A 12,919-nucleotide genomic window follows, 5' to 3' on the forward strand; every position below is an offset into this window, starting at 1 on the left:
CAACTACGGAGTCGATCTATCAACCATCTGATAATGGTATCAGGTTGGTGGGGTAAAGGTGCCCCATCAACCATTAAATCCGTATACCCGAAAAATGGACAGCCAAGCTTAGCTATAATTATACCCAAACCGATCATAACAGTAACTTACTCTATTATTATGGTTATCCTGATCAAAATGGTGGAGATGTCGCTCTTACTGCTTGGGGTGGCAAAGAAAGTCTAAAAAGTCATTTTGCTGATTTGAATGTACAAGGCTCATATTCACTATTTGGTCGTGAGCATGAAGCAACTCTAGGTTATAGTTATCTGCAAAGTAAACAGCATGACCAAGAATCTAATGGTTTTATCAACGATAGTAATATTAAAAATGACGATTCTCTTGGGTATGCACGTCAACTAACTACCAATTGGGCAAGTTGGACACCTCAATCAATCACTTGGTCAGCTTTTAGTGATGCCTCAAATTATACGCAAAAGCTCAATTCAGTATATGCAGCGACACGCCTGCACTTAAATGATGATTTAAAACTATTACTTGGTTTAAATTATGTTCAAGCGAAAAGTGAGGGTTATAATTACAACAAGCCAGCCACTTATGATGAAAACAAAGTATCACCCTATGCTGGAATTACCTATAACTTCACTCCAGAATATACTGGTTATTTAAGCTATACCTCTATTTTCCGTCCACAATCTGGATTAGGAACGGATAATAAAGCACTCAAGCCTGTTGAGGGTGAAAGTTATGAGGCGGGTATTAAGAGTTCATGGCTAGATGACAAACTTACTGGAACCTTGGCTGTGTTCCGTACAGAACAAACGAATTATCCTCTACGCAATTCTGATGGAAACCCACTCAATCGTAAGGTGGAAACCAGCGACTTACGCTCTCAAGGTGTTGAAGTTGGTTTGGCTGGGCAACTAACTGATCACTTAAATATCGCATTTGGTTATAGCCAATTTAGCTTAAAAGATTTAAAAAATGGTGGCGATGCACGGACCTATAATCCGAATCAGACCATTAATCTTTTGACCACCTATACTGTACCTGCGTTACCAAAACTTAAAGTGGGTGCATCATTGCAATGGCAAGAAGCCACCAAGCTGTATGATTCCTCAATCAATAGTACAATTACCCAAGATGCATATGCGTTAGTGAATCTGATGACCAGTTATGATTTAAACAATCATATATCGCTACAGGCTAATGCAAACAATGTAACAGACAAAAAATATTTATACAGTTTTCCAGATGGTCAGGCATTTTATGGTGCACCTGCCAACTATAGTGTTGCTGTAAAATTTAAATATTAATCGGAACTCGCCTTAGTCCTAAGTGATTAAGGCGTTTTTTAATTGTAAAAAAGTGCCCTTTATGCAAACTGTTCTTTACCCCTTATCAGTGTTATACCGCTTTATACTGGCATTCGGTATTGGCTATGCAGGTAGCTATTTATTATCAGTCGCATTGATTGATGTATTTTATCCTTACTTGGCAAAAGCCGAGTCTATTTATTTGGCCGCATTTATCGCACTGTTTTTTTACATTGTTTTTGTGATTATCAGTTTTTGTGTACATTCTCTAAAAAAGCTGTCGATAATCAGCCTCATACTCATGATTGCCCTCTTTCTCTTTTCAAAATTCATAGGTTAGCTCATGCATAAATCTGTTCGTCAATCTATGGCATGGTTACACTCTTGGATTGGTCTGAGTTTTGGTTGGTTACTGTTTGCAATTTTTTTAACCGGCACTGTGACTTACTATCGGCATGAAGTGAATATGTGGATGCAACCACAATTTGCCAGTATGCAAGTCAATCAACAAACGGCTGTGCAATCTGCTTATGATTATCTACAGAAAAATGCACCCAATGCTAAAAGTTGGTATATCGGTATCGCCAATCCGAATAGCCCAGTCAATAAGATTTATTGGCAAAAAGCAGATGGTGGATACGAAAGTAAAACGTTAGATGCCAATACTGGTCAAGAACTCAGTCTTTCTGCAACACAAGGCGGCGATTTTTTTTATAGTTTCCATTATCAGTTATATGGCATTCCCTATGCAATTGGGCGTTTAATTGTTACCTTTGCTGCACTGATTATGTTTATTACCTTAATTTCGGGCATCATTACGCATAAAAAAATATTCACTGAATTCTTTACTTTAAGAGTCTTTAAAAGTCAACGCTCGTATTTGGATTTCCACAATATGAGCTCTGTCATTGCATTGCCTTTTTTCTTAACCATTACCTTTACAGGGCTAGCTATCTTTTTCTACTTACTCTTTCCTGCGGGTATGAAAAAATCTTATCCAGACAATCCATTTCAATATTTCGATGAGATTCGCAATATTTCAACAACAGCGAAAGACCAAACTGTAATACCTGAAAAGATGAAACCAATTCAGTACTTTCTCCAACAAGCGCAACAACAATGGGGAAAAACCAGTTTTGATCATATCGCTGTGGACCAACCGAACACACAATTAGCCAAAGTAACAGTCACAGCTTTGGAAGACCATTCCATCACTCGAAATCAAGCACAAATGAGTTTTAATGGCGCTACAGGCACAATCTTAGGCAACACGCGTAATAACAGTGCCATCGCAACATTAAATGCGAGCATGTATGGTTTGCATATGGCAAATTTTGCTCAACCACTTTTGCGATTAGCTTTGTTCTTTTCTGGCTTGCTGGGCTGTGCAATGATTGCCTCTGGTTTATTATTATGGAGCCTAAAACGCCAACTTCAAAAGAAAAATGACCAATTTCACTTTGGACACTACTTGGTCAATCGATTAAACACAGCACTAATTCTTGGCTTACCGATTGCCATGTTAGGTTACTTATATGCCAACCGAATTGTCAGTATAAAAGCAGATGGTCCTAATTATGAAATCTATACTTTTTTCTATTTATGGCTATTCAGCTTGATTATTGCTCTAGTTTCTAAACAGCAATATTTGTGGAAAACACAGCTTAAACTAATTATTGTAATGACATTAGCATTGCCAATTTTCAATCTCTATTATCTTATTTCAAACCATTATATTCATTCAATCTATGATTATTGGTTATTCCTACGTGTAGATGTCATGATTTGGATGATTGCGTTCTTAGGTATATTTTTACATCAAAAAATTACACCAATTCAAAATAAAGCTGTGGCAAAAATTCAGAAAAAATTAGCCCATAAACAAATTCAGGAAATAAGCTCATGATATTTGCTCTTGCATCATTATTGATTTTAATAGCAAGTTATGGACTTTACCTTGTCAGTTCTAAACAGATTAATAAAACACAGAAGAGTCGATTTTCTGTGCTTAGCAAACATGTTAAATCTGTAAAACTCACTGCATTCATTTGCATTGTCATTGCCTTGTTGCTCTATAACCTAGAGTATGGCGATAGCATTTCATTTGTTGCTTTATGTGTGCTCAGCACACCGCTACTGTTTGGATTAATTCTGTCGATAAATGATTTAAAACCTAAAACCAAAAAATAGCAGTACCCTTTCCCCCAAGAAGTTCTTGAGTCTTTATCTTTAAAAACATATGACAAGATAGACAAAAAAACTGATCTACATTTTTACTTTAACAAATAAAACACTGTATGAATAAACAACAATACAGTGTTTATATGAAACATGACTGAGTCAAAACCAGTGAATAAAATTCAACCATTTAGTTTACTTTTCATCTATTTTTTTACTTATTGTTAAAATAATCGTCTTAGAATAATCCTTATCACTCTTCCCCAATAACAATTTGAATTGCAATTGCACAATTAACAAGGAATCATCATGACCACATTACAAAAAATCACCTGCGTTGCAGATATGCGTGAAATTTATCATCGACGTGTTCCTAAAATGTTTGTTGATTATTGTGATTCAGGTTCATGGACTGAACAGACATGGCAGCAAAATAGTGAGGATTTTAAAAAATACTTGTTCCGACAAAAGGTTTTGGTGGACATGGACAATCGTTCCGTGAAAACCGAAATGTTAGGACAATCTGTTTCCATGCCGGTGGCATTGGCGCCTACTGGTTTAATTGGCATGCAACATGCCGATGGCGAAATTCTTGCTGCCAAAGCTGCTGAAAAATTTGGTATTCCTTATATTATGTCGACCATGAGTATTTGTTCGATTGAAGATGTCGCTGCCGCAACTACACAACCTTTTTGGTTTCAGCTGTACATGATGAAAGATCGACATTTTATGCAACAGCTTATTCAACGTGCAAAAAATGCTAAATGTTCTGCATTGGTGTTAACGGCTGATTTACAAATCATGGGACAACGTCATAAAGACATTAAAAATGGCTTATCAGCACCTCCAAAATTAACCTTGGGCAATCTTATCAATATGTGCACCAAACCCGTTTGGTGCTTAGCTATGCTTAAGACATCAAGAAGAAGCTTTGGTAACATCGTCGGACACGTCGATGGGATTAGTAATACGGGTTCTCTTGCTGCATGGACAACTGAGCAATTTGACATGAAGTTAAGCTGGAAAGATGTCGAATGGGTCAAACAACAATGGGGCGGTAAACTGATTATCAAAGGCATTATGGAAGTGGACGATGCGATCGCTGCTGTAAATGCTGGAGCAGATGCAATTGTTGTTTCCAATCATGGTGGTCGACAACTGGATAGTGCTCCATCAAGCATTTCAGTTCTTGAGGAAATTGTACTCGCTGTCGGAGACAAAACAGAAGTATATATTGATAGTGGAATCCGTAGTGGACAAGATGTTTTAAAAGCCATTGCTTTAGGTGCTAAAGGCTGTTTAATTGGTCGAGCATTTATTTATGGTTTAGGTGCTTATGGAGAACAAGGTGTATATCGCGTCTTGGAAATCATTCAAAAAGAACTGGATTTAAGTATGGCATTCTGTGGGAAAGTGAATATTCAGGACATTGATAAAAGCATTTTAAGATAAGCCTCGCCGACTCACGTCAAATTGGATATTCAACGATTGAATATCCATTCCAGTGATTCAAACAGATCCATCAAAGATATAATTGACATGATCAATAAATCAAATCGCTTTTTTTCGATATAAAAAACTGGTGTAATCCCCACTAAAACGATACAATCAATTTCACTTTTTTACTCTCCCAATATTGCTGAATTTTGCTTAAACTGATTCCAGCATTTCAGTCAATGACATCACTTCACCGCTATAATTTAATCAATCTATAAAATTTCCATGAGGATTTTATGTTGCTGCAATGGTTTGAAAAGTTAGTAGATCCATATCCATCGAAAGGTTTAAACGAACCATTACCTACGACATTCTTTGCTTTTGTTTGGCAGGCTGCCACTGGTGTTAAACGCTATTTATTAATCTTAATACTCTTCACTGCTGCAACAGCCAGCTTTGAAGCACTATTTTTTTCACAAATTGGTCATCTCGTTGATTGGTTGACACAATCAAAACCTGAAGCGTTTTTGACCAATCACCAGCAAAATTTGGTTGTACTCTCACTTATCTTATTAGCGAATATTTTTTTCGCCAATATGCAATCCATTGTCAGACATCAAATTTTGTACAGCAGTTTTCCGATGCGTTTACGTTGGAGATTCCATAATCTATTGCTTCGTCACGGTTTGGACTTTTTCCACAATGATTTTGCAGGGCGTTTGTCAGCCAAAGTCATGCAAACTGCGCTTGCTGTGCGTGAGTTCTGGGTAATCTTGGGTGATATGGTCACTTATGTCGTGATTTACTTTATTACCATCAGTATTGTATTAGGCTCAATTTCTCCAATTTTACTGATTCCACTTCTGGTTTGGTTAGCACTATTTATCAGTGCAGCAAAATATTTTATTCCAAGATTAGGACGTATTTCCAAAGAACAAGCAGATGCTCGCGCAGTGATGACAGGTCGAGTGACCGATGCCTATACCAACATCCAAACTGTAAAATTATTTGCACATGCAGGGCGTGAAAGCCAATATGCAAAAGAATCAATGAAAGAATTTATGCGCACTGTCTTTAAACAAATGCGTTTAGGTACTTCATATGAAATTTGCATTAATTTACTGACTGCGGTTTTATTTTTTGGGGTTTTGGGGACCGCAGTTTGGTTATGGCTACAGGGTCAAGCTGCCATCGGTGTGATTGCCGCAACCACTGCTATGATTCTTAAATTAAACAGCATGGCTGAGTTTATGATGTGGCAAACTTCTGCCCTGTTCGAAAATGTAGGGACAATTCAAGATGGTATGCAAACGCTTGGTCGCCCGATTAACATTCAAGATAAAGAGGATGCAAAACCGCTTGTGGTAAGCCAAGGCAATATCCGATTTGATGATGTCACTTTTGCCTACAACAGTAAAAATGTGATTGATCAATTTAATTTGAATATTCAACCAGGTGAAAAGATTGGTATTGTGGGTCGCTCTGGGGCAGGTAAATCAACACTGATTCAGTTATTGCTACATTTCTACACCATCAATAATGGCAAAATCAGCATTGATGGTCAAAATATTGAAGATGTTACTCAAGACAGCTTGAGAAAAAATATCGCACTTGTGACACAAGACACTTCATTATTACATCGTACAGTTGCCGAAAATATTAAATATGGTCGCCCAGATGCGACTGATGAAGAAATGTATGAAGCAGTACGTAAAGCAAAAGCTGATGAGTTTATTCCTCAACTTTCCGATTTAAGAGGACGTACAGGTTACGATGCCTATGTTGGTGAGCGTGGTGTAAAGCTTTCTGGTGGTCAGCGTCAACGTATTGCAATTGCACGTGTATTTTTAAAAGATGCACCGATTTTAATTTTAGATGAAGCTACCAGCGCCTTGGACTCTGAGGTGGAAGCTGCGATTCAATCCAGCCTTGATGAGTTGATGGAAAATAAAACAGTCATTGCAATTGCTCATCGCCTTTCAACTATTGCACAGATGGATCGCTTAATTGTCTTAGATCAAGGTCATATTGCAGAACAAGGCACACATGAAGAGTTGATTGCTCAAAATGGGATTTATGCTCACTTGTGGCAAAGACAGACTGGTGGCTTTTTAGTTGAACCTGAGCAAAAAATCAAACAGGAAGATGAAGAGAAACAAGCAAGCCTGAGCTAGTACAATTAATGAAATGCTAATAAAAAGAAAAGCCACGTCATCTTGTAGACGTGGCTTTTCTTTTGAAGAAAGCGTTTAAACTCTTTTAAACTTCACAGCTTTATTCTTGATCTTTAAGCTCTACACTCTGCATCCCTTTATTTAATTTATTCAAGAAATGCACAAAAGTGACTTTATCATCAAATAAAAAACCATCCATCGCTTGACGATAAAATTCATATACTTTCAGTTGCAACTGATTCCAGAATACGTGCCCCTGTTCTGTTAACATCACTTTCTTAGCACGGCGATCAATTTGATCCGCAAAACGAATGACATGTTGGTCACGCTCTAAACGCTTAAGAACACCATCTAAATTTTGTCGGCTTACTCCAAGATATTCTGTCAAATCAGAAAAAGACATTCCTTCTCTTACCTGCTCTCTTGACAATGCCCCAAGTACAGCCCAATGCACTGGAGAAACACCAAGTTCTTTACTACTCATCCGATCAAGCGTATTGCCGAGTTGAAAGAGTCTAAAGGTTAAACGGTTATTGATGGCATATAAATTAGCATCATGTGCGCTAATCTGTTCATTTGACATTAGACTTGATCCAAACTTGCTTTATCATTTTTAGTCATTAGAGATAGATATCCATATAAATTACCTCTCTAATACAGCTAAGTAAGTTTTCATTTCTATCATATTTGTACGATGAAAAATACCGCTCAAATGACTTAAATATTAAAATCTAGCGCCGTTTCTTTCACACAAAGAGATAATTTAAACATCAATCATCACTAGTACCAATTCATCAAAGAAACACCTAAGCCGACATAAGTTGCACGATGATTATAATCAATCAAACTCTCACCATAACCATCAAACAATTGAAAATGCCCACGAAGTTTACCTTTGATTGGAAACGCCCAATCAAATTGCATCGCACCATGTGAATCATCACCACCTTTTAAAGAGTGGCGCAGCATCAGTGAAAAGTCATTATCATTCCAACGGTAGAATGCAGTTAAATCGCCACGCCCGATATAGTTCTTAATATCTGGATTATTATCGTCTTTGAAATCTTCCTCGATGCGATACCATGGACGAACCATTAAGGCAAAATTATCTTTTTCAAAACCAAGATTTAAAATCACACGGTTCCAACTACGTGAAAGCGGATCGGAACGACCATTGGATTGGTGATTTAAGGTTAATCCAAGCAAACGACCATTTAAACCCAATAAATTATAATTGGTTCTAAACATCAAGCTTGCTTCAGGCTCATAGTTTGTTTCACGAAATGGACGAGACTCTTCACTGTTATAAACCTGCCAACGCGAAGATTGTGTATAGCCCAGCCAAAGATCACCATTATTTCCAAACAGATTTTCCACCGCCTTAGTTTTTAAGGAAATTTGGAATTTAGCTTCCATTGATTTTAAATTTTGATCTTCATCTACAGTATTCTGTGGATTTGGACTATGTGGGAATTCATTTTTCTTGCTGGTCCAGAAAGCAGGAAGCAAATAAACAGGTTGATGTGCACGAATATTCCATGTGCCCAACTTACTGTCTTGAGACAACTCCCAACGGCGATCCAATAACGATGTGTTTGGGTCAATCTTATCACCATGAATGGCAAATAAATTTTCAGCAGTTTGCCCAATTTTTTCTTTAAGCGTTACTGGCTCTGGCTTTGCTTTCTCGATGTCCATCGCTGCCCGTTGTTCTGAAACCAGTACTTGCGCAGGAACTGCAGGCGTTTTAAATATCTTATCGTAACAGGCTAAACGATCAGCATTTGATTCTAGTGCCACACAAGCTTGAGTGCTTGCAGGATTCACTTGAGCCGCATCGTCTGCATAAACAGTGGTCACCAAACCAAAACTGAGCATCATTAAGATGCTCAGATTCACTGGTGTACGTTCAAAACTTTTGAACGACATAGATTTCTCCAGAAAGAATTTAGGGGCTGTGGACATTTCATAAATGGCTTGCGTTGTAGGTTAAAATTGAGCAGGTAAGGCATGAAATGAAGAGAATAGCGAGACTATTTTTAAGTTTCATAACGTAGCCTGAGATAATTTTAACCACAATCCTGAGCAAAAACAAAGCACTGCTTTGTTTGCAGCGCAAGGCGCAGCGGGGACTAGCATGTTTTTTGTCGCTTTTTCGTTCCGAACTACTCATTTAGAATAACTAAATTTCGTATTTCGCGCCTAGAATCGCCTAAAAAACACACCTAGTCGCAAACATAGACGAATTGTCCACAGACCCTTTTTTGAGTTAATTTACTTTTTTAATTTCAAAACCTAATTGTTCTAACAATTCTTTTTTGGCAACTGGTGCTACGACTGCTTTTACAGGCTTTTGCTCAACCAAATAAGTTTGTGTTACACGCTTAAGATCGTCAATAGTAACGTTTAATAATCGTTCACGTAATTGCTTTCTAAACGCAGGAGTGCGTCCATGAAGCAAGGCATAACATGCCGTGATTGCTTCACCTGCTGGAGAACCAGGTTTATCCATACTTGAAACCAACCCCAGAATTGCTTCTTCAAGTTGATAAGCATGCTGCTCCTTGTTCAACAACCAATCCAAACTTGCTTCAAAGTCTTGGAACGTTTCTGCAAGACGAGGGTCGCGATAACTATAAAAGCGGAAAGAACATGCATTGCCATCATAACTCGCTCCCCCCCCATATGCACCGCCTTTTTCACGGATTGCACTGTGTAAGAAGCCATTACGTAAATAACCAGCCAGAACCATCAAAGGTGCAGCATCTGGATGTGAAACTTCCACCGCTTGATACGCAGAGGCACAGAACTGGACATTGGCTTGAATCAACCAAGCTTGATCAGCATGACTGTCATCTTGCTCAACCTTAGACAAATATACTGGTGCTTGATCTACACTCAATTTATCCCAAACGATTTGGACTTCTTCAACCAGACGTTCTGAATGATGTTCTTCACACACCAATAAGAACTGTTTTGGTGCAAGCATTAAACCACGATGAATTGATTTTAGTTCTTCAATGAATTCATCATAAGCCACTTCATCATTTTCAATTTTAGCAACCAGATCACCCAACCAATTTAAAGCACCCAAGCCTGTATTATCATAATCACGTTTTGCCAGAGCACTCATCTGACGCGATGCAATTTGCATTGCATAACTATGACCAGAGCCAGACAAACGTGAAGCCCAACGTGTCTTACGTTGTTGTAACAGTTCGATAATGCGATCTTTCTCATCAAAACGTAATTGCTCAAAAGCAAGCTTGAGTAAACCAATGGCATCAAATCTATCTGTCAATGATTTAGTGGTCAGGGTTAACCAAGCACTAATTTGACCTTTATCATCGGTTTTAGAACGCAATGATGCGCCCATGCCTAAACCGCCACTCACCGCAGTTTGAAGTTGTTGAAGTTGCAAATAATCATATTCACCAGCACCAACTTCCCCCATTAAAACGGACAATAAGTTGAAATAAGGTGATTTTACAATTTGATCAGGAATTTGAATCAGCACTTGTTGATAGTAAATACCATTAGTGCCCGCATGATACAAATTCAATGGCGTATCAATACCATTACAGATAATCTCACGCAATTGACCTTGTACAATTGGCAACTCAGCTGGAATATCTTCCAAACCCACTTTAGGCAATAGATCTAAATCATCGGGAGTCTCTTGACGAACTTTTAAAGCTTCTGTTTGTGCAATAATTTCAGCTTTATCAGCATCCGTTAAAGCAGCACCAATTTTTGCCAAACGTGCTTTCTCTTCTTGTGCTTCCAGTGCAGATTTATTTGCATCTGGTACAAGGGTCATTTGTACACGATGTGGATTATCCAATAAATGAACTTGAATTAAGTTCGATAACCACATTGGATCTTTGAGCTCTTCTTTGACTTCAGCAATAACGGTATCTACGTCCCATGCATGAATTGGGTCATTGTGATGAATTGCGCTACCTAGACCATTCAAAATCAGTGTTAAACCATATGGAGTACCATCACCACTGATTTCACGTTGATGCAATTCAATTTGATGTAAAATCGCATCAACCATATCTTTGTCAATTGGTTTTGAAGCAACGTCTTGTAGAATGTTCAACACACCTTGTCTAAATGCTTCGGCATGTTCAGGATTGGAGCCTTGTACACCACAATAAAAAGTCATCTCATAGTTTGAATCATCTACACCCATGATTGGACCGGTAGACTGCGCATAACCACAAGTCTCAAGATAATGACGTAGTGGTGAAGCAGAGTTTTCTAATAAAATCCCTTCAACCAAACGCATACCTAAACGTAATTTAACATCACTGGTTTTTGGCAATAACCACGACAAAATATGGTATGTCTTATCTTTTAAATCTTCTGCATCAACCGCATACGTTTCTTGTACTTCAATTGGTGCCGTTAAACGTTGCTCTTCTTTTGAATAGATCGTTTCGCCTTTTGTAAACTTAGAAAGTGCTAACTTTTCAAACTGCTCTTGTAAATGATAGGCAGATTGATCACCAAAAGTCATGAAGATTGCATTGCTTGGGTGATAATGTGATTTATAGAAAGTCACCAACTCATCATAACTCAAGTCTGGAATATCCTTAGGATCACCACCAGAATTATAATGGTAAGTGGTTTTCGGGAATAAATGATGTGCCAACTGGTGATAAAGTTGATCAGAAGGTGAACTCATTGCACCTTTCATCTCATTAAATACCACACCCTTATAAACTGGCTGACCATCTTCCAGCTCAATACGAATGCCTTCTTGTGCAAAATCCAAAGGATTTAAATTAGCAGCAAAAGCAGCATCCATATAAACTTCCAACAGGTTTTGGAAGTCTTTTTTGTTTTGTGTCGCAAATGGATACGCTGTCCAATCCGCCGCAGTAAATGCATTCATAAATGTATTTAAAGAACGTCGAATCATCAGAAAAAATGGATCACGTACAGGGAATTTCTCTGAACCACATAACGCAGTATGCTCTAAGATATGTGCCTCACCCTTTGAATCCATCGGTTGAGTACGGAAAGCAACCAGAAACACATTTTCGTCGTGATCGGTTGCCAAATGGTAGTGCATTGCACCAGTCACTTTATGTTTATATTCAGACACTAAAATGTCTAAAGCTTCTACATGGTGTTGACGTACCAGCTGAAACGCAGGATGAACAGTTTGAGATAAGGTTTCAGTGACATCTACAGTCATGCGATCTCCAATATTAAATGTTTATCTATACGTTTAAGTATAACTGAAACTTAAATAAATGCGATTCATTCCTAACACTAATTCTTAGTAAATCAATCAGGATTAATCAGGACTCGTCGTTGAAATATCAAGAATGAGCAATGAGTTAAATAAAAAAAGTGATGATCAAAAGATTCGATCATCACTGTAAAACTTAAATTTTTTATTGATAATGACTTGAATCTGATTTTTTATATAAGCGTCAGAAACTTTTGGTGATTAGTTTAATTTTTGCATTTTGAATCATCGATGCTCTTTCTATCGTGAGGCGACATGGATGTCGCCATGTTGAGCGTAGATATGTGAGCAAAAACAACGCACTGCTTTGTTTGCAGTGCAAGAATGTTGTTCAACAAAAAAGTGGTTATGAAAAGCGAAGCATCGCCTACACAAACCAATTTAAACTTTAGATATAAAGCTTTGTATTGCAAGCTTTATATCATCAAACAATATCTTTATCGCAATGATTTTATTGATCTAGAAATTATATTTACTATATGGATTTTTCAACAGATTGACTATAGCTTATTGAAAAATAAAATTATAAAAATCAATATTTAAGTTTT

8 protein-coding genes and 1 pseudogene are annotated in these 12,919 nt (G+C 37.7%); 6 read left to right on the top strand and 3 right to left on the bottom strand.

Annotated elements, in window-relative coordinates; all coding sequences use genetic code 11:
• Window positions 1-80: 80 nt before the first annotated feature.
• The 6 genes and pseudogenes from ACINWC743_RS06035 to ACINWC743_RS06060 all read left to right on the top strand — a co-directional run.
• Window positions 81-1,316, top strand: a pseudogene (locus tag ACINWC743_RS06035) (TonB-dependent siderophore receptor); the annotation flags it as partial.
• A 61-nt stretch (window positions 1,317-1,377) separates the two neighbouring features.
• On the top strand, window positions 1,378-1,656 hold the full coding sequence (locus ACINWC743_RS24780) for a hypothetical protein (protein WP_004830455.1): 279 nt from the start codon (window positions 1,378-1,380) through the stop codon (window positions 1,654-1,656).
• Between the two features lie 3 nt (window positions 1,657-1,659).
• Complete coding sequence (locus tag ACINWC743_RS06045) at window positions 1,660-3,222, top strand: PepSY-associated TM helix domain-containing protein (RefSeq protein WP_009584796.1); 1,563 nt, start codon at window positions 1,660-1,662, stop codon at window positions 3,220-3,222.
• Window positions 3,219-3,506, top strand: a complete 288-nt coding sequence (locus ACINWC743_RS06050; protein WP_005031974.1) for a hypothetical protein — start codon at window positions 3,219-3,221, stop codon at window positions 3,504-3,506. The genes ACINWC743_RS06045 and ACINWC743_RS06050 overlap by 4 nt, the downstream gene beginning before the upstream one ends.
• A 297-nt stretch (window positions 3,507-3,803) precedes the next feature.
• Entirely contained in the window at window positions 3,804-4,946 is a 1,143-nt protein-coding gene (locus ACINWC743_RS06055; RefSeq protein ID WP_009584777.1) for an alpha-hydroxy acid oxidase, read from the top strand.
• A 284-nt stretch (window positions 4,947-5,230) separates the two neighbouring features.
• Window positions 5,231-7,105, top strand: a complete 1,875-nt coding sequence (locus ACINWC743_RS06060; RefSeq protein WP_049044323.1) for an ABC transporter ATP-binding protein — start codon at window positions 5,231-5,233, stop codon at window positions 7,103-7,105.
• A 100-nt stretch (window positions 7,106-7,205) separates the two neighbouring features.
• On the opposite strand, the gene ACINWC743_RS06065 is transcribed toward ACINWC743_RS06060, so the two are convergent.
• The 3 genes from ACINWC743_RS06065 to ACINWC743_RS06075 all read right to left on the bottom strand — a co-directional run bounded on the left by ACINWC743_RS06065 (window position 7,206) and on the right by ACINWC743_RS06075 (window position 12,314).
• Window positions 7,206-7,688 carry a MarR family winged helix-turn-helix transcriptional regulator gene (locus tag ACINWC743_RS06065; RefSeq protein WP_004830449.1) on the bottom strand — a complete coding sequence of 161 codons (483 nt, stop codon included), beginning with the start codon at window positions 7,686-7,688 and terminating at the stop codon, window positions 7,206-7,208.
• 197 nt (window positions 7,689-7,885) lie between these two features.
• On the bottom strand, window positions 7,886-9,034 hold the full coding sequence (locus ACINWC743_RS06070) for a phospholipase A (RefSeq protein ID WP_004830448.1): 1,149 nt from the start codon (window positions 9,032-9,034) through the stop codon (window positions 7,886-7,888).
• A gap of 340 nt (window positions 9,035-9,374) precedes the next feature.
• Window positions 9,375-12,314, bottom strand: a complete 2,940-nt coding sequence (locus ACINWC743_RS06075) for an insulinase family protein (protein ID WP_009584767.1) — start codon at window positions 12,312-12,314, stop codon at window positions 9,375-9,377.
• Between the last annotated feature and the right edge of the window lie 605 nt (window positions 12,315-12,919).

It is taken from the genome of Acinetobacter sp. WC-743 (genome assembly GCF_000335555.1).
Classification (GTDB): domain Bacteria; phylum Pseudomonadota; class Gammaproteobacteria; order Pseudomonadales; family Moraxellaceae; genus Acinetobacter; species Acinetobacter bereziniae.